The organism is Ignatzschineria ureiclastica, assembly GCF_003121845.1.
Classification (GTDB): domain Bacteria; phylum Pseudomonadota; class Gammaproteobacteria; order Cardiobacteriales; family Wohlfahrtiimonadaceae; genus Ignatzschineria; species Ignatzschineria ureiclastica.
On sequence record NZ_QEWQ01000003.1, the window covers coordinates 383403 to 403612 of the forward strand.

Consider the following 20210-nt stretch of genomic DNA (forward strand, 5'->3'; position numbering starts at 1 on the left):
GTTTATTAAGGAAGTCATTCTTCTATTCTAAATTATACGCATCCCCATTAAAATAATCAGTAATTGTTGGATAAATAACATCAAAAAGCTCCATGGTCAAAATATGAAAATGGAGCTATCACAATCAACTAGCAATCTATATTCAACATCAATTTAATCATTAGCGACCTATTAATGGTAATTCTTCTAACATCTTTTGAAGGTTCTGGGCATCCCAAGGAAGGTGTTCAGCAATGGTTAACCCCACAACCGTTGAATGTTGATTAGCCTCTTTAACGATGTCTAAAACATCACGAATCATTAATTCACCTTCGGCGACTCCACCAAATTGATCTGCAGTTCGGTAAGGTTTAGCAAACAAAATTGAACGAAATTCTCTACTATCCAATACGTCTAAATCAATATGAATTGCAAGATATTCAATTTTATTCGCAATCAACCACTCTTGAATCACCGCTTGATTCTCTTTTAATTGTTTTGGCGATACCGTTGGAATAGCTAATTCTTTCAATATCTCTTCTTCAACTGGTAAAGGATTATGTAATCCTGCAATTAAGACATTTTTCGAACTAACGGGTTTTACCACAAACTGCGTAAAATCTTTGTCCCCATTTCCGACTAAGTTTCCTAAAACGTAAGCATGAGCATTTTCAAAACTCTGTGAAGTCTGCACGTCAGGATGTGAATCAATCCATAAAATCCCAAACTTATCGCCATACTTCTCGTTTAACCAGGAAAATGGAACTAATGAAACTAAACAATCGCCACCAAATGTAACAATAGTATCAGGATTCTGTTTATTCAAAATACTCAATGCTTTTTCTTGTTGTGCCACAAGCTCATTACGAGCTCTAGTGCCATTTTGAATGTCTAATTCTTGACCAATCGGCGTTACATTAACACGTTCAGTAATACCTTTTTCATCCGGCGCTAACCATTGAAGTAGCTCTGTCCCTAATGGATATAATGAATTATTGCCACCCTGCCATTGTGGAAATAGTAAACGAAGACTTTTTGAAGAACGATTCATAGTATACTCCTTGCATTAAAAATGAATGAACGTTCATTTATTATAAGTGTAAAATAAAAGATATCAAATAGTTATTGTTAAAATCGATGTAATAAGCTTCAATTTATGAGCGCTAGAAAATTTCATATCCACAATTCATGCAAATAGGCTTGCTTCAATTAAGGTACTACATTCACAATAACCAAAATGTACACTGAAAGAACGATGCTCCTTACAGTCACTAGTAATCAACCACATAAAATATGGAATATCCTTTCATGGAAAATAATAAAAAATCTCTCCGAGCGCACTATAAGAGATTGCGGCAAGACTTATCAGAAGAGATGCAGGCGCAATACTCTGCACTTATTTGTGCCGAAATCCTTAAGTCATTGCCGGAAAAGCCGATGAATATTCATCTTTTTCTACCTATGCAAGGTGCCGGTGAAGTCAATTTACATCCCCTATTAGCGACCTTATGGGAACGAGGGGATCGACTCTATATTCCTCGTGTGAAAGGAAAAAATCTTGAGCATATTCACTTTACAGCTGATACCGATTTAGTTTTGAATCGTTGGCAGATTCCAGAGCCTGCTCTGCATCACCCACCTGCATCAATTGATGAGATATCCCACATTAACTGGGTATTAACACCCTTACTAGTCTGTGATGAAGCAGGTTATCGTGTGGGCTATGGCGGAGGATTTTATGATCAATTTTTTCAAACATTCCCACAGGTCGTTAAGATCGGCGTTGGATTCTTTGCACCTATTACCGAAATCAGTGATCGTTATCAAGGAGATATCCCCCTTAATCACTATATCATGCCAGGAAAGAAGCTCACATTTGAACATAGATAATGATAAACTAAAGATCTTCATCGGCTCATTATTAGGGGATTTTAATGCTCTCACTCTATCCGTTGACTCGCGCATTTTATAACAATATCTTCTTCTACTGCCTTAAGATCTTTATCGTCATGAGCGGAGTCGTCATTATCCCTATGGCAATGACCGGTTCACTCCAGCTTCCCCCTATTTTAGGTGCTGTCGCAGCGGCATTAACCGATCTTGATGATCACATTAAAAATCGTATTAAAAATATTGGTTTAATCCTACTTCTCTTTTTTATTGCCTCTGTCCTAGTGGAAATTTTAATGCCCCATCCGGTTTTATTTTTTCTACTCTGTGCATTTGGAACGACGTTACTGATGATGTTCAGAGCGCTAGGAGAACGATTTGCCACCTTGGCCTTTGGCACTTTAGTGATCTCCGTCTATGCAATGCTCACCTTTGATGCAGAACGTGCGTGGTATCTGCAACCATTAATGCTCTTAAGTGGAGCGCTCTGGTTTCATCTCATCTCCCTCCCCTTTCACTTTATTTGGCCTGCACGCCCTGTCACCGATTCTTTAGCACATTGTTATCGGGAGTTAGCTGCTTTTTTAGAGCTCAAAGCGCGCTTTTTTGACCCTGATGAAGTAGAGAGCATTGAATCATTGAAATTGAAGCTCTCCATTGCCGGTAAACAACTCACGATGCGATTAAATCAGACGAGAGAAGTCATCATGCGCCGACTTAGGTTGCAACGCGATGCAGATACAAAACTATTTCCTGAGCTTCTGAATGCTTATTTAACCGCTCAATCCCTCTATGAACGAGCCTCTTCGGTGCATGTGGATTATCTGTTACTGCATGAAAAATTCCGTTATAGCGATCTTCTTTTTAGATTTCAACGCCTTATGATGCAACAAGGTAGTGAAGCACGTACGATTGCGATGACACTTACTGAACATCAGGATTATCATTACTCTAATTATTTGGCGCGTCTAACCCTTCGACTTGAAGAGACCATTACCCAACTAGAAACCACTCATGAAGGGGAAGATCAAGAAATTGACACGCTGCGACATCTACTTCACAATCTCTCTCAGATTAATCTGCTGCTCTCTAAATTAGAGCGTAGTACAAATAGGGAGAAACAAAATCCGCTGGATTCTCATCGATTAGAAGATTTACGCCATAATCTCGCGCTTTTTCTACCGGAACAAGTTGCGACACTCTCTTGGAAAAATCGATTAAAAGCGCATATTGAACGATTAAAGATGCAGTTAACACCTGAATCAGAGATCTATCGCCATGCTATTCGAATGGGATTTGTAATGGGGGTAGGTTACTTAATCATTCTATTGGGAACCGGCATTCATCAATACCTATTCCCAGACACCCCGATGACAACACGAATTTTCTGGATTGTATTGACGGCTATTTTTGTCTGCCAACCGAATTATAGCGCCACTAAAACCCGTATTCTAAAACGTCTATCTGGTACTATTGCCGGCGTTGTGATTACCATTTTATTTCTAGAGCTCTCTCCCTCTATTCCACTCCAAGCTTTAGTCGTTATCGCTAGTGGCACGCTCTTTTTCGCCCTCAGCGCAGTGCGCTACTCTTTCGCTACCGCACTTATTACCATTATGATTTTGATCGGCTTTAACCTCAATGATTATGGTTTTATCGCACCGGAACGACTGATTGATACTCTAATCGGCTGTGCTATTGCTTGGATTGCATCCCACTATATTCTCCCTGATTGGCGTTACTACAATGTGCCGGCAAGCTACTCGAAAGCGGCAAATGCTAATTGTGAATATCTTGCTGAAATTCGCACACAATATCATCAAGGTCGCAATGATAGCCTCGCTTATATCACAAGCCGAATGCGAGCGAATGATGCTGATAGTGAGCTCTCCCTGCTCTTCTCTGCGCTAAGTGATGCTAAACAGCAAAGTCATGAAGCAAAAGAGACTCTCTTCCATAACCTCTGCCTTAATAGCACTTTTCTAGGTTATCTCTCAGCCTTAGGCGCTCATCGCAATCAAATTCAATCACCGGAATTACTCACGACTTTAGATCAAGTAACCGACTTTATTATTAACGCACTTCAAAATAGAACGTTTGATAAAGCGCAATATAGCGCACTAAAAGCCTTACTCGCCGAGCAACTTCAGACAACGCAACAACCTAAGCAGAAAAATCAGCAGACTCATGAAAAAGCGATAGAACGCCTATTACTCCAACAACTTCATCTACTACTTCGTTCATTACCAAGTTATCTTCGAGCGCTCTTTAATGTTTAAATCCTTGATGCACTATGTTATTGCAAAGCTGGTTCAAAATAGATAGCGTCAAAATAGATAGTTTCAAAAAATCGAGTGGATAGTAAATTTGATTTAAGAAAAATGGTTTTAAATAGCTACCGCGAGATTTTAAAAGCCTATAAACCGTACTCAACAACACTTGCAAGATGCCGGATAGAACTGCTTCCTCGCCTCGATCAGCTGATTCGCCGGCATTTAAACAAGCTTATTTTGAATCAATATTATTAATATAAAATTGGTTTTCAAAAAAATAGAGACTTCTTGCCCGTTGTAATCTGTGATCTGTTAGAATTACAAGGGTAAATTCAATTATTTACCCTATTTCTAAAAGGAGCCTTTATTTATGCCTAATCGGATTCACTTTGATATTTATCCACCAAAAGGATCAATGGATCTTATCTCTCATGCAGAGAGTGCGATTTTAAAGAAAACAGCAAAAGGTGATCTTTACCCCCTTTTTAGAAACTGTACCCTTGCTGTCCTCAATACCGGAAGTCAAACGGATGATGCCAATGTGATTTTTAACAAATATCAAGACTATGATATTGAGCTGATTCGTACCGAGCGTGGCATTAAATTACGACTCTTTAATCCTCCTGAAAATGTCTTTGTTGACGGCAAATTAACCGATGTGATTCGTCGTAATCTCTTTTCAGTACTTCGAGATACCCTCTTTATCCGCTCTATTTCAGATCTCTACCATTCATATAAAGAGAATGATGGCGATTTTATTGAGATTCCTCACGAAACACGTAATTCCCTCACAACTGATTTTGTCTTTGCGATTTTACGTAATGCCAATGCGCTCCGGACAGATTTAGATCCCAATATTATCGTCTGCTGGGGTGGTCATTCAATTAATGAGGTGGAATATGAATATGGCTATGCCGTGGGTCAATCTCTCGGGGTTCGTCATTTAAACATCTGTACCGGCTGTGGCCCAGGTGCAATGGAAGCTCCTATGCGAGGTGCGGCTGTCGGTCATGCAAGACAATCAAATAAAGAAAGTCGATTTATCGGGATTACTGAAAACTCAATCATCGCAGCAGAACCCCCTAATCCCTTGGTCAATGAATTAATCGTCATGTCCGATATTGAGAAACGCTTAGAGGCTTTTATCCGTTTAGGTCATGGCATTATTATCTTCCCCGGCGGTGTAGGGACTGCGGAGGAACTTCTCTATATTTTAGGATTATTGTTACTTCCTGAAAATAGAGAGATTTGTCTACCACTCGTTTTAACAGGCCCGAAAGAGAGCGAAGCCTACTTCAGAACGCTCGATACTTTTATTGGTAAAACCCTTGGCGAAGAAGCACAAGGACTTTACGATATCATTATCGATGATCCAGAGGCGGTGGCGAAGAAGATGAAAAAAGGGATGATGGAGGTGAAAACCTGCCGACAACAGCGCGGGGATTCCTACTGCTTCAATTGGTTGCTAAAAATCCCTGAAGATTTCCAACAACCCTTTATTCCTACCCATGACAATATGGCCTCGCTCGATTTAAGTCTTCAGCAATCGAAAGATAAACTAGCGGCAAACTTACGCAAAGCCTTTTCAGGAATCGTGGCCGGTAATGTGAAAGAATTTGGCGTTCGTGAAATTGCTGAAAAAGGACCTTATGAACTTCATGGTGATCCTGAATTGATGCAGTTAATGGATGTTCTACTACAAGATTTCGTAACTCAGCAACGGATGAAATTACCGGGAAGCGAATATATTCCTTGTTATACCATTAAGCAATAATATCTAATACGTTAGATACCAAAGTAAAAGCGCAATATTGTGATGATATTGCGCTTTTTATCATTATAGTAAATTTGGTTTAAGAAAAATGATTTTTAAACAGCTATTGTAGAGTTTTAAAAGAAGATAAAACCGTACTCAACAACACTTGCAAGATGCCGGATAGAACAGCTTTCGCACTTCTTACAACTGATGCGCCGGCATTTTAATAAGCTTATTTTGAACCGATTTCACTATAAAAGAAGATAAAAGCGTACTTAACAACACTTGCAAGATGCCGGAGAGAACAGCTTCCTTGCCTCGATCCGCTGATTCGCCGGCATTTGGGCAATATTACTGTCAAAATATTGTAAGATCGCTTTATTGCGGGCGCACGATAGAACTGGAATTGCAAGCATTCTCTCCCGCCGAGAATCAGATTCTATTAAGCATAACTTAGACAACAAATTCTATCGCCGAAGAGAATAAACAATAGATCATAAAAAAAGAGCGCCGAATAATCGACGCTCTTTTCAATCTATACTGCTTTTTATGTATGGACTTTTAGGTATGAGCTTTTACACTCCGATCATCATCATTCTGATTGAATAATGATTACATCATGCCAGGCATACCGCCCATTCCACCCATGCCGCCCATATCAGGCATACCGCCTTCTTTCGCAGGAAGGTCAGCAATCATGCACTCAGTTGTAATAATGAGTGAAGCCACTGATGCTGCGTTTTGGATCGCTGAACGAGTTACTTTAGTTGGATCTAAGATACCCATTTCAACCATATCCCCATATTCGCCTGTTGCAGCATTGTAACCGAAGGCATCTTCTTTACCTTCTTTTACGGCATTCAACACAACATCTGCTGGCTCACCGGCATTTGTTACGATTTGACGTAATGGCTCTTCCATTGCGCGAAGGGCAACACGAATACCTGCATCTTGCTCTTCGTTATCGCCTTTCAGATCAGCGATACGGGTTAATGCACGCACTAATGCAACACCACCGCCAGGGACGATACCTTCTTCAACCGCTGCACGAGTTGCATGAAGCGCATCTTCAACACGCATTTTCTTCTCTTTCATCTCAACTTCAGTTGCCGCACCCACTTGGATCACTGCAACACCGCCAGCCAATTTTGCTACGCGCTCTTGTAATTTCTCTTTGTCATACTCTGAAGTTGCTTCATTCATTTGTTGCTGAATTTGAGCAACACGCGCTTCGATCGCCGTTTTATCGCCGTTACCATCTACGATTGTTGTAGTCTCTTTATCGACAACAACACGTTTTGCGATACCAAGATCATTAACAGTTGCTTTTTCAAGGCTCATACCAATCTCTTCAGAGATTACTGTACCACCTGTTAAGATTGCGATATCTTCAAGCATTGCTTTACGACGATCACCAAAACCAGGCGCTTTCACTGCCGCTACTTTCACGATACCACGCATATTGTTAATCACGAGTGTTGCAAGCGCTTCACCTTCAACATCTTCAGCGATGATCAGAAGTGGGCGACCTGCTTTTGCCACTTCTTCTAACACAGTGATCATTTCACGAATGTTACCAATTTTCTTATCGCAAAGAAGAATGAATGGGTCTTCTAATTCAGCCGCCATTGATTCTTGGTTGTTGATGAAATATGGAGAGAGATAACCGCGGTCAAATTGCATACCTTCTACTGTTTCTAAAGAGTTCTCTAAACCTGAACCTTCTTCCACAGTGATTACGCCTTCTTTCCCTACTTTTTTCATTGCTTCTGCAATGATCTCACCAATCTCTTTATCAGAGTTTGCAGAGATAGTCCCGACTTGTGCAATAGATTTATCATCCGCACATGGTTTAGAGATATTACGAAGCTCTTCAACTGCTGCAGCAACCGCTTTATCGATACCACGTTTGATATCCATTGGGTTCATACCCGCAGCCACTGATTTCATACCTTCACGCACGATTGCTTGTGCTAAAACAGTTGCAGTGGTTGTACCGTCACCGGCTGTATCTGCAGTTTTTGAAGATACTTCACGCACCATTTGCGCACCCATGTTTTCGAACTTATCTTCAAGCTCGATTTCACGCGCAACAGACACACCATCTTTAGTCACAACAGGTGCACCAAAGCTTTTGTCTAATACAACGTTACGGCCTTTAGGACCTAAAGTGACTTTTACTGCGTTTGCTAAAATATTAACACCCGCAACCATTCTTTTACGCGCATCTTCGCCAAAACGAACTTCTTTAGCCATATCTATTATTCCTTTTATCTTTAATGAATTCTGAAAATCTTAAAATCGTTTTTTGATTGATCGTTTTTGATTAATCATTTAACTATGCTCTGATTATGCTTCAATCACAGCCATCACTTCATCTTCACGCATCACGAGCAATTTCTCACCAGCGACTTCTACTTCAGAACCAGAGAACTTACCGAATAGAACTTTATCGCCTACTTTGACATCTAAAGCTTTCACTTCACCATTGGTTAACACTTTGCCAGTTCCAACAGCGATCACTTCACCGCGAGAAGGTTTCTCTGCAGCAGTGCCTGGAAGCACGATACCGCCCGCTGTTTTAAGCTCTTCTTCTTCACGTTTGATAATCACTCTGTCATGTAAAGGACGTAATTTCATAGTTTGTTCCTCATTTAAAAGATCGTTAATCTAATATTTGCATTTATTATGTTACCCTGTCAGCGATATGCAGGAGCAATCTCCACTGATCACTATCTAATTTATCTTATTGAAAATAGAGAATAATCAAGAGATTTTACTGACAATACCCAACCGACTGGGATCTTCTGTTACGCCCTTATTAATGGGGATCACTTTGCAAGATTCAAGGAAAAAGCCGAAAAAAGTTGATTAAATTTTATACAATAAAGACAATCCCACTCCAATGACGACACTTCTAACACGTTTTAAAGATGCTTGGCAACAACGCTCTATTCATCAACAAGTATGGGCTTTGACGCTGCCGATGATTCTCTCAAATATCTCTGTCCCTTTAGTCGGAACAGTGGATACGATGATTGTCGGGCATCTTCATAGTGCCGAGATGATGGCGAGCGTCGGTATTGCTAGCAGCCTCTATCTCTTCCTTGTCGCAATCTTTAACTTTCTGCGGATGGGAACCACAGGTTTTACAGCGCAAGCGGTGGGTCAAGAAAATGGCGATCATATTCGGCAGATTCTTCTGCAAGGGCTCTTACTTGCGCTTCTTTTTGCTACCATTCTGCTGCTATTCGCATCACCAATTACGACCATCGCATTTCATTTAATGCAGCCATCTCCAGCATTACTCGATAATATCTCCCAATTTTTAAATGTACGGCTGTTCGGCTTACCGGCGGCGCTTCTCAATTTTGCGCTCATTGGTTGGTTTTTAGGAATGCAAAATGCTCGAGTGCCACTTTATATCTTATTAGCCACCAATATCAGCAATATTCTCTTCTCCCTGCTCTTTGTCCTTTATTTTGAGATGGGGATTACCGGCGTTGCAAAAGCCGCCGTATTAGCTGAATGGCTCGGCGTTATCACTGCCTTCTGTTTTCTTCCGAAAATGCTCAAATCCATTATGGGTCAATGGCGCATTGCCCCCTTACAATATTGGCACAATTGGCGACCGCTGATTTTTGTCAATCGGGATATTTTTATTCGGAGTGTCATTCTACAATTTGCCTTTTTCTTAGTCACAATTCAGGGATCTCGATTAGGGGGAGATATCGTAGCGGCGAATATGATTATCCTCAATGGATTATTACTGATCTCTTACCTACTCGATGGTTTTGCCCACGCTATCGAGGCTTTAACCGGTAAAGCCGTGGGAGAGCAGAATAATACGTTACTACAAAATGTGATGTTAGTCGCCGGCAGTTGGGCTTTTCTAGTAGCGCTACTCTTTTTGCTCTTCTTTGGCATTTTTGGGCATTACTTTATCGATCTTATTTCCGATATCCCAGCGGTACGAGAAACCGCTTATCCGCTGATGCCTTATCTCACACTCTTACCCTTAATTAGTGTTTGGAGTTATCTACTAGATGGGCTCTTTATCGGCGCAACGAAGGCTCGAGAAATGCGAAATGGTATGCTGCTTGCTTTTATTCTTGCGCTGCCGATAGGGTATCTGCTTGCCACATTTGGTAATGATGGCTTATGGATAACATTCCTGCTCTTTATAGCACTAAGAGGGGTAATTATGGGTTATTTAACCTATCGTCTCTCAAGTCAGAATCGTTGGTTTGAGGGGATGTAATAGCACTTACCGCCATTGCCGGTAAAATGAGCAAAAAACAGGGCCTTCTCCTCATTAATCTGATTTATTGTCTCACTTGTTCTCAATAAAATCTGATTCCCGGCGGGAGAGAATGCTTGCAAGTCCAGCACTACCCCGCGCCCGCAGATGAGCGATGATCAATCTCTTAGCAATGAATTTGCCCCAACTGCCGGGCGGGATTATTGCAAGAACGGAATTATTCCCTCCGGCGATGAGATATAGTAAGATCGGTTCAAAAGAAGCTGATTGAAATGCCGGCGCATCAGCTGTAATAAGTAAGGAAGCCGTTCTATCCGGCATTTTGCAAGTGTTGGTGAGTCAGGTTTTATACTTTCTTAAACCAAATTTACTATAAATTATCTCAGTTGTTCTCAATAGAATCTGATTCCCGGCGGGAGGGAATGTTTGCAAAGCCAGAAGATCCGAGCGCCCGCAGATGAGCGATGATCAATCTCTTAGCAATGAATTTGCCCCAACTGCCGGCGCTCACTTGCTGTAAGAGCGGGATTATTCCCGCCAGCGATGAAATTGCCTCACTTGCCGGCGCAGGATTTGTGGAGGAAAGAGGTCATTCTCCCCGGCGATGATATTACCCTTCTAAGTAATATCAATAGCACCATAAATAGCTCCTCATTATGAGAGATGGGTCGGATTCTTCTGCATTTCAGGGTTGAGCTGATGGATCTCATCGATAATAGAGCAGTGATCGGCACTGTGATCCTGTTGGCAACGGGCTTGGATTTTACCGAGTTCTGTGCGAAGTAGCGTTAATTCCGCAATCCGTTGTTCAATGTGGTCAAGATGTTTCTGAATAATCTCATTAATCGGCAGGCAATCTCCCGCAGCTTCTGTTGCTTCAATAATTTGCCGGATCTCCTCTAAACTCATATCAAAGGCTCGACAATTCCGAATTAAACGTAAACGCTGAAGATGGCGTGGGCGATAAATACGATAATTATTCTCGGCTCGCTCTGGCTCAGCTAATAATCCCTCTTTTTCGTAGTAACGAATCGTCTCTACTGGTACTCGACTTAAAGTCGCAAGCTCACCGATTTTATAACTTTGTTGTTGCATATTTACCCCCTCTTTCGCTCCTGATAAAACATCTCAAGCAATGGATTAATGAATCCTTCATAGAATACTTGACCCTGTAGTTACTATAGAGTGTTTAATAGTATGAAAGCAAACCTTATTCATCGATATCCCACCATTTTTAAGGGGATAGATAGAGATTCCATCACTACAAAGGATTCCTATGACAGAGCACATAAAAGAGAACAAAAACCCTTGTGGCTGCACCGATCAAACAACTGAACAAGCGATCACAACACAGGCGCATGAGCATGAGCATGAGCATGAGCATGAGCATGAGCATAGCGATCATCACCATGATGAGATCACGATGCAAAGCTGTTGTTCAAATGCATCTGAAGAGAATGTCACACCTAGCACTGATATACCAGCAGGATACCGACAAGATATTCTCTACATTAAAGAGATGGATTGCCCGATGGAATCGAAATTGATCGAACGGGTTTTAGCGGATCATCCCGATGTGGCAGAACTTCGTTTTAATTATCTCAAACGCGAACTCTACCTTATCCACAAAGGCGATCTCGAAGCGATGATCGCAAAGATCAAGACACTCAATATGACGCCACAACTGATCGAAGCAGGCAAACGAGATCATCTGGATACACCACGTTCCTTCTATGAACGTAATGAAACACCGCGATTAATTCTTGCCGGTGTATCAGCCTTAATTTCTGAAATCATTGAATTAGCCGGCGGAAGCGCTTGGATCAGCGCCATTTTTGCACTGCTCACCATTGCCCTTGTCGGTTTAACCACTTATAAAAAAGGTTGGATCGCCCTTAAAAATCGCACCCTCAATATTAATGCCTTAATGAGCGTTGCGGTGACCGGTGCTTTTCTCTTAGGGATTTTCCCTGAGGCGGCCATGGTGATTTTCCTCTTTACGCTCTCTGAATTAATTGAAGCTAAATCCCTTACCAAAGCACAAAATGCTGTGGAAAAGTTACTGAAACTGGCACCCGATGAAGCGAATGTCATTACCGAATCAGGTCTGCAAATTATGCAAGTAGATACGATTCCACAAGGGAGCTTACTCCGCATTGCGCCCGGTGAGCGCCTGCCACTTGATGGAACCATTATTCGTGGTCATTCAAGCCTAGATGAATCGGCGATTACCGGTGAAAGTATGCCTGTGGATAAGTCTGTGGATTCCCCTGTGTATGCCGGCAGCATTAATCTTCAAGGAGAGATCGATTATCGCACAAGCTCCACATCAGAAAACTCAACCCTTGCGAAGATTATTCAAACCATTGAAGCAGCACAAGTGAAGAAAGCACCGGTACAACGGTTTATCGATCGCTTTGCTGCGATTTATACCCCGATTGTCTTTTTAGTCGCTATCGCTATTGCACTGATCTCTCCACTTTTCGGTGTCACTTGGTTTGAGTCGATCTATAAAGCGTTAGTAATCCTCATTATCGCTTGCCCTTGTGCACTCGTGATCTCAACGCCTGTCGCCATAGTGAGTGCTCTAACTCAGCTCGCACGACATGGTATTTTAGTCAAAGGTGGGGAGTTTATTGAAAAAGGCGCGCACTTAACCCATCTTGCCTTTGATAAAACCGGTACTCTTACTATGGGAAAACCCGTACTCGATGAGATCTTCTATATAGAATTACCCAATAATTCATTACCGAGCACCTCCTCAGATGCCGAAGTGCTCAATGATAAGGCTCTCGTTACCCAATTAGCAGTGAGCCTTGCCGCTCGTTCTGATCACCCGATCTCAAAAGCCATTGTCGCCGGCAGTCAAGCTATGCAGAGCGTCAAGGATTCAGAGAATAACGCTCAATCACAAGTCGTTGAAATAGCGCAATTTACGGCGGTTGCCGGTCATGGAACAAAAGGCCAATGGCAAGGTCATCAGATCCTACTCGGTAATCGAGCTATGATGGTTGCTAATAATATTCAACTCACGCCGGCAGAAGAGAAGCTACAAGCCATTGAATCTCTCGGTGCTAGTTTATCGCTCTTTGCGATAGATGGACATATCCGCACGATTTTTGCCGTCGCCGATCCGGTGAAAGAGAATGCCGCGAGCGTGATTCAAGCACTACAATCGATGGGCATTACACCGATTCTTCTCTCCGGCGATCATCAAGGTGCGGTGAATCAAGTAGCCGAGAAAGTCGGAATCAGAGAAGCTCACGGCGCTCTATTGCCGGAAGATAAACTTGCCCGCTTAACCGAAGCACAACAAAGTAATCTCCCCATGAAAGGAAATCCCGTTGTTGGTATGATCGGTGATGGCATTAATGATGCTCCGGCATTAGCACAAGCCGATATCGGGTTTGCAATGGGTGCGATTGGCAGCGATATCTCAATTGAGACCGCAAATGTGGCGATTATGGATGATGATCTTGCAAAATTACCCTATTTCCTCACCATTTCACGCAAAACATTGAAGCTCATTCAGCAAAATATCTTTGTCGCATTGGGAATTAAAGTGATCTTCTTCCTAGCGATACTCTTTGGCTATGAGAGCATGTGGGCAGCCGTATTTGCCGATGTGGGCGCAAGCCTCATTGTAATCGGCAATAGTTTACGGATTTTGAAAATGAAATAAGGGAACCATAGTAGGCTTGGTTTAATAAAAAGAGTTTTTAAACAGCGAATATAGGAGTTTAAAAGAAGATATAATAAATTTGGTTTAAGAAAAATGATTTTAAACAACACTTGCAAGATGCCGGATAGAATGGCTTTCTTACTTATTACAGCCGATGCGCCGGCATTTAAATAAGCTTATTTTGAACCGACATTACTATAAAACTTATCTAAACAACACTTGCAAGATGCTGGATAGAAAGGCTTTCTTGCCTCGATCAGCTGATGCGCCGGCATTTGAATAAGCTTATTTTGAACCGATATTACTCTATTTATGACCATTGAATGATCTGAAAACATAAAAAATCCTAAACTGCCAAAGCGGTTTAGGATTTTAATTTTGATCGATTAGTGACAACCTATCCTCATACAATTTGTAGTAGAAATTAAGTGGAGATTACCAATCTAAGATGACAATCTAAAATCAGATTTTAAGATATCCACTACTCACTTGTTTCAAGATTACGATCATTATCAATCTGATATGATTATGGCTTTAACATAATATGATCAACATCGATATCAGTTGGGCGATGACGATGATGATCTACTTCACCATAGATTAATACTGTATCTTCAGGCGTCACTTTTAAGCCTTTCCAATCATCGTTATCAATTTCTACAATGACTTCACCCGAAGCATCTCTAAAGAGATATTTCTCTTTTCCCACTTGCTCTACGATCTTCCCTTCTAATACAACACGACTATCATCTCTTGCGGCAATTGCATCTTTGACTGAAATGACCTGTCCTGTATTCACCGCAGGTGCATTTTTATTTACGAAGCCACCGGCAGATGATGGACCTGAAAATTGTGCAAATGCTACTGATGATCCTAAAGCACAAGTTGCGACTAAAGTGGTTGCTAAAATAAGTTTACGCATATTCTATTCCTCCATGAAATAGTGAATTTAATAATCTTGCTTCTTTAAAATATTGTTATATTAAGCCGCTACTGGAACGGATACAGGTTTTGGCGCTTCAGGTTTTACTGCATCATGCTTTGGAGCTTCTGGCTTAGGAGCATCACCTTTTGGTCCTTCGTGTTTACGGTGTTCGCCTTTTGGTCCTTCGTGTTTACGATGTTCGCCTTTTGGTCCCTCGTGTTTACGATGCTCACCTTTTGGTCCTTCGTGTTTACGATGTTCGCCTTTTGGCCCTTCGTGCTTACGATGCTCACCTTTTGGCCCTTCGTGCTTACGATGTTCACCCTTTGGCCCTTCATGTTTACGATGTTCACCTTTGGGGCCTTCATGTTTACGGTGTTCGCCTTTTGGGCCATCAGCTTTAGGACCATCGGCTTTAGGACCTTCTGGTTTTTTAGGCTCAGGTTTTCCTGGCTCACCTTTGGGTGCATCAGGTTGTCCTTTTTCCATATGATGTTCTGGTGCTACAGGCTTGGGAGCATCCACCGGTGGTGCTACAAATTGTGCTGAAGCGACTGCAGTGATTGACATTAAAGCGGCTGATAAAATTAACTTACGCATTCTCTAATTCTCCTTGTTTAAGTAGAAAGATCTGTTTCTATGGTCTTATTAAAACAGGCTAACCTTAACGCTATCTTAAGCGGAAAAATAAATATTAATTTTTTAAATCAAATAGTTATACCGCCTTTTCATTTTACTAATCGATTGAAAATCAGGTGAATTCTTCCTTCCCTTACAACAGGAGAATGATAAAGTCAGTTTGTCTACCCTTTTACGCTTATCATAATAACGGCAGATAGAGCGATACTTCAAAGCCATCCACTTCTGGTCGAGAACGCAAACGCAAGCTTCCTTGATGAAGTTCAACAATCTTCTTCACAATCGATAAACCTAAGCCGCTTCCCGTCTCTTCTGTCCCTAACACTCGATAAAAGCGCTGTGTTAGACGTGAGAGTGCTTCTGCATCTACGCCGGTACCATTATCTAAAATAATGATCGCCAAATAAGCCTTCGATTCCCGCCATTCTTGCGATAAGGTAATAGTAATATCGGCACCTCTAGGCGCATATTTGACTGCATTCCCCACGACATTTTTAATAGCGACTAACAATAAATCCTCATTCCCCATCACTACTGGCGCTACATTCTTCGGCATTTGATCTGTTAACGTGAGCCGAATGACTTTATCCATCAATGATTGTGTGAAAAGGGATTCCACATCCGTTAGTAACGGTAATATTGTGACCGGTTTCATCGGTAATTGCTCACCACTCACTAATGTGAGCGGATCTAATCGTGCCAAAATCAAGAGATGTTCAATCAGATGCGTTGCCCGGCGAATATCCTGCTGTAGCGGTTGCAGTGCGCCGGCAAGCTCCGGTTTTTCCCGTTGTAACAATTGCAATTTCATCTGAATCGCACTTAATGGCGTACGCAATTCATGAGAGGCATCAGCCGTAAATTGCCGCTCGTGTTGCCGAGCGATTTCAAGATCGGTTAATAACATATTAAGCGACTCTTCAATGGCAATAATCTCCTTCGCATGAGTACGCACTTCAATCGGTTTCAGGTTTTTCGGCGATAATCGCGACAGTTGGGTAGAAATTGCGGTCAGTGGTTTAAGCCCCCAAAAGACTAAAAGACCATTGAGCAAAATAGAGGTAATTAACGCAATCAACCCCGAAAATAACAGCTCCTCCGTTAAGTCATCAAGAAATTCATGCCGCATTTCCAAAGCATGCCCAACTTGAATTTCATAAGGGGAATGATGTTTCGGCAATACAAAAACCCGCCAAGGATCACCTGCAATCGAGATGTTGGCAAAACCTTTATAGCCTTTAAACCGGCGCACAAAAGGGAAATTGGGCGCACGACTACTTTTCGCAATCACTCGACCATCACTAATCACCTGGAAATAGAAACGATCATCTTCTAAATCGACTTTTCCTCGCACAGGCCGTTCCCGCACCGGTGGCGGCCCACGATCTACTAATTGCGATAAAACCTGCGCGGAGCGTACTAACGCTTCATCCAATACATCTTTCGTCTGATTCCAACTGACATAAGTCGTAATCGCAAGACTCATCCCCCAAAGCAACAATGTCGAGAGCAAAATGCTAGTAATTAAAGTCCCTCGTAGAGAGTAACTTCTTCGACGCGAGAAAAACTGAGTAAAACGAGATTTTTTCTCTGATTGACCTTCATAATCTACTGTTTCAAAGCTTTTTTTGCGCGCCATATTGCCCCAACTCTTTCACTCATTTCACTTAAACTCCCTATTGATATTTATATCATTATGGATATTGTCTCTTGCGACCACTCCTCACCCCATTAATGTATACCCTAAACCTCTGCGAGTTCGGATAAAACCATTGCCGAGCTTCTTACGTAGATGATGAATATGCACCTCAACGGCATTACTCTCCACCTCATTCCCCCACGCATAGAGCTTATCTTCTAAAGCTTCTCTGGTAAATGTACGACTTGGATACTGCATTAAAGTATGAAGCACTGCATACTCTTTGGCCGTCAACGTCACCGATTCACCGGCTTTCTGCACCACTTTAGTTGCCGGATCAAGCGTGACATCTTCATGCACAAACACCGTTTCCACCTGTTGACTAATTCGCCGGGAGAGCGCCCGAATCCGCGCCGATAGTTCCTCTAAATCAAAGGGCTTCACAAGATAGTCATCTGCCCCTAAATCGAGCCCTTCAATACGATCGGCAATACTATCGCGCGCGGTGATCATAATAATCGGCAAAGCTTTCTTTTGACTGCGAAAATTCTTCAAAATCATATCTCCCGATAATCCGGGTAAGCCCCGATCAAGTAAGAGACAATCATAAGTATCAATTAATACATTCTTCGCATCATTCCCATTGGTCAGCCAATCCACCACATAACCATCCATCTGCAACCATTTCTGAATGGTATCTCCCAACGAACGATCATCTTCTACCAACAAAATTTTCATCTAAAATCTCCCCTCAGCATACGCGATATTGTAGTACCTGTTTCTTAAATCCTGCTTAAATGCCATTTTATTGCCAATCTTTTCAAGTCATTATTCATTCTTTCAGAATAACACTTTCAACTTCACCTCCTCGAATCAACCTCAACAAACAGACAAAAAAATACCTAACGCCAGCACGTTAGGTATTCTTAATCTTATTATAATACGACTAGAGCGAGGAACTTAGAGCTCAAACGCAACCCCGGCACCTAAGCCCACTTTGTTTTGCGTATCGTACGACATTTGCAATCTGTAGCGGGCACGATCATTGATCTTACCTTGAATACCGATTGAGATCGCACTCTCACCATCGTAGTAACCGATACCCATACCGAATGAATATTTCGAGTATTCGATATACGGAATCGAACTCATCGCCATAGCACCCGCGATACCGGCACTTGCACGCTTACGATTCTCATATACCGTTTTCTCAATATTGTTCATACGAGTATTGTAGTGGTTTAAGGTGTAGTTGATATTTTGAATATCTTCTTTCACAACATGCAACTGGCTACCGTTGATGGCTTCCGTAGAGTCAGCACCAATATAACCATCGGCAACACCAGTGACTTTTTGAGCAACACCTTTACTATTTGCAAAGCTGATTGCCTTAGCATCATCATGGCCAGGATTAATAACAATAGCCCCTACTTTTGACTCTTTACCGTCTTTATCATAAACGAGAGCTTCACCTTTTCCAAAGATTTGGTTTTGATCTAATGCGGTTAGCGCATCTTGAACATTTTTATAACCATTTCCATTAACAGTAAAGTTTGAATCTCCATAAGTAACGTTTCCATTACCATCGATTTTCGCGCCCCCACCTAGCAAATTAGCAATAGCTGTATTGGAATCATAAAGTTGGCTACCGTTGATGGCGTCGGAAGAACCTTTATTGATTGCACCATCTTTTACACCGGTCAAGGTGCGGTCACCATTAGGATTATCTTCGGATTTAGGACCACCTGAAATATCAAAGGAACCTGCCTTTTTAGCGATATCGTTATCAACAACAATAGTTTCACCATCTTCAGTTAATTGGATAAGACCTGCTTTACCATTGGTGATATTTGTAACATTTTTACCCACGGCGTCTAGTTGGCCTTTATTAACAGCATCTCCTGCATTTACACCATCTGCAACGTTGGTAATTACTTTACCACCGGCATCAATACCTTTCCCAGTAACACTTGGCCCCCCCGCAATCGTTAAACCATTGCCATCAAGCTTAGTATCACCGATAGTAATCGAACCATCAGATGTAAGATCAAGATCTTTTCCTAATTTAACCTCAATATCGTTAGTCTCTTTATTGATATTTACGCCAATATTGTTATCGGTCAAATTATCCTTATGAGCACCACCAATGATTGAAACTGTCTTGCCTAATTTATAATTATTTTCAACCTTATCACCTGATTCATTAACCGTATCAGTTGTAAAAGTTAAGCCTTTATCGATAGACTCTTGATTTGCAGTCAAACGATCTCCAACATTTTTAAACCCATCATAAACGTTAGTAATAGGCTTACTTGAACCTAACGCTCCTGCAAAATCAATAGCAATAGTACCATCACTATTTAATGTGCCATGATCGCCCATTAAACTTTTTGACATGTACTTATTAAAGTAGTAAAGCTGTGAACCGTTGATTGCATCGGTTGAGTCTGATGAAATTTTACCTTCAGCCAAGCCTGTGATTTTCTTATTATTCATGTCAATACCACCAGCTGTGATGCTTGGACCATCTTTAATGATTAATCCTGTATCACCTAATGTGACATTATCTCCTACTTTAACGCCATCATTGTTCATAACGGTATCACCGGTTGTTACTGATCCATCCGCACCAAGCACAAGATCTTTGGAAAGTTTAATATTGAGCTTACCACCCTCAACCACAACACCGATATTGCCTTCAGTTAAATTAGCAAGTGCTGCGCCACCAACAATCGATACCGTTTGGCCTAATTTGAAATTTTGAGGCGTACCACTGTCTCCGGCAAACGTTAAACCTTTATTTGCAATAGTTTGAACTGAATCCAACTGACCTTTGTTCACAGCATCACTATCAGCAACGCCATCAGCAACATTAGAGATCACTTTATCACCAGCATTAATACCACTAGTGGTAACACTTGGACCATTCACAATGGTCAAGCCTGTATTACCTAATGTGACATTATCGCCGACTTTAACACCATCATTATTCACAACGGTATCACCGGTTGTTACTGATCCATCCGCACCAAGATTAAGATCTTTCGCTAGTTTGACGTTGAGCTTGCCTTCGTCATCTACAACAACCCCGATGTTCTTACCATCTACTAATTTTGTTGTATCTGTCTCACCACCAACAATCGATACCGTTTGGCCTAATTTGAAA

General features: G+C 41.6%; 14 protein-coding genes. 5 read left to right on the top strand and 9 right to left on the bottom strand.

Annotated elements, in window-relative coordinates:
- Positions 1–160: 160 nt before the first annotated feature.
- Positions 161–1030 carry an arginase family protein gene (locus tag DC083_RS05645; RefSeq protein WP_109189262.1) on the bottom strand — a complete coding sequence of 290 codons (870 nt, stop codon included), beginning with the start codon at positions 1028–1030 and terminating at the stop codon, positions 161–163.
- A gap of 257 nt (positions 1031–1287) precedes the next feature.
- Here DC083_RS05645 and DC083_RS05650 point away from each other — a divergent pair, with 257 nt between their 5' ends.
- The 3 genes from DC083_RS05650 to ppnN all read left to right on the top strand — a co-directional run bounded on the left by DC083_RS05650 (position 1288) and on the right by ppnN (position 5916).
- Positions 1288–1869: a 5-formyltetrahydrofolate cyclo-ligase gene (locus DC083_RS05650; protein WP_157954897.1), complete on the top strand. Its 582-nt coding sequence runs from the start codon at positions 1288–1290 to the stop codon at positions 1867–1869.
- Positions 1870–1913: 44 nt separating this feature from the next.
- The gene (yccS, locus tag DC083_RS05655) at positions 1914–4148 is read left to right on the top strand and encodes a YccS family putative transporter (protein WP_109189264.1); all 2235 of its coding nucleotides are present in this window, start codon (positions 1914–1916) and stop codon (positions 4146–4148) included.
- A gap of 364 nt (positions 4149–4512) precedes the next feature.
- Positions 4513–5916, top strand: a complete 1404-nt coding sequence (gene ppnN / locus DC083_RS05660; protein ID WP_229822522.1) for a nucleotide 5'-monophosphate nucleosidase PpnN — start codon at positions 4513–4515, stop codon at positions 5914–5916.
- A gap of 594 nt (positions 5917–6510) precedes the next feature.
- On the opposite strand, the gene groL is transcribed toward ppnN, so the two are convergent.
- Entirely contained in the window at positions 6511–8154 is a 1644-nt protein-coding gene (gene groL / locus DC083_RS05665) for a chaperonin GroEL (RefSeq protein WP_109189265.1), read from the bottom strand.
- 93 nt (positions 8155–8247) lie between these two features.
- On the bottom strand, positions 8248–8538 hold the full coding sequence (locus tag DC083_RS05670) for a co-chaperone GroES (protein WP_026878961.1): 291 nt from the start codon (positions 8536–8538) through the stop codon (positions 8248–8250).
- A gap of 265 nt (positions 8539–8803) precedes the next feature.
- On the opposite strand from DC083_RS05670, the gene DC083_RS05675 reads away from it, so the two are divergent.
- The gene (locus DC083_RS05675) at positions 8804–10159 is read left to right on the top strand and encodes an MATE family efflux transporter (protein WP_109189266.1); all 1356 of its coding nucleotides are present in this window, start codon (positions 8804–8806) and stop codon (positions 10157–10159) included.
- Between the two features lie 654 nt (positions 10160–10813).
- Here the strand turns inward: DC083_RS05675 and DC083_RS05685 are convergent.
- Positions 10814–11254, bottom strand: coding sequence for a MerR family transcriptional regulator (locus tag DC083_RS05685; RefSeq protein WP_109189268.1), 441 nt, complete (start codon positions 11252–11254; stop codon positions 10814–10816).
- Between the two features lie 181 nt (positions 11255–11435).
- Between DC083_RS05685 and DC083_RS05690 the strand changes: the two genes are divergently transcribed.
- A complete protein-coding gene (locus tag DC083_RS05690; RefSeq protein WP_109189269.1) occupies positions 11436–13841 on the top strand; it encodes a heavy metal translocating P-type ATPase in 2406 nt (801 codons plus the stop codon).
- Between the two features lie 526 nt (positions 13842–14367).
- Here the strand turns inward: DC083_RS05690 and DC083_RS05695 are convergent.
- The 5 genes from DC083_RS05695 to DC083_RS05715 form a co-directional block, all read right to left on the bottom strand.
- Positions 14368–14763, bottom strand: a complete 396-nt coding sequence (locus DC083_RS05695) for a YgiW/YdeI family stress tolerance OB fold protein (RefSeq protein ID WP_109189270.1) — start codon at positions 14761–14763, stop codon at positions 14368–14370.
- Positions 14764–14823: 60 nt separating this feature from the next.
- On the bottom strand, positions 14824–15366 hold the full coding sequence (locus DC083_RS05700; RefSeq protein WP_109189271.1) for a hypothetical protein: 543 nt from the start codon (positions 15364–15366) through the stop codon (positions 14824–14826).
- Positions 15367–15586: 220 nt separating this feature from the next.
- Positions 15587–17044, bottom strand: coding sequence for an ATP-binding protein (locus DC083_RS05705; protein ID WP_109189272.1), 1458 nt, complete (start codon positions 17042–17044; stop codon positions 15587–15589).
- An 84-nt stretch (positions 17045–17128) separates the two neighbouring features.
- The gene (locus tag DC083_RS05710; protein WP_109189273.1) at positions 17129–17782 is read right to left on the bottom strand and encodes a response regulator transcription factor; all 654 of its coding nucleotides are present in this window, start codon (positions 17780–17782) and stop codon (positions 17129–17131) included.
- Positions 17783–18004: 222 nt separating this feature from the next.
- Positions 18005–20210 (bottom strand): YadA-like family protein (locus DC083_RS05715; protein WP_192875281.1); only part of this gene is annotated, 2206 nt, incomplete at its 5' end.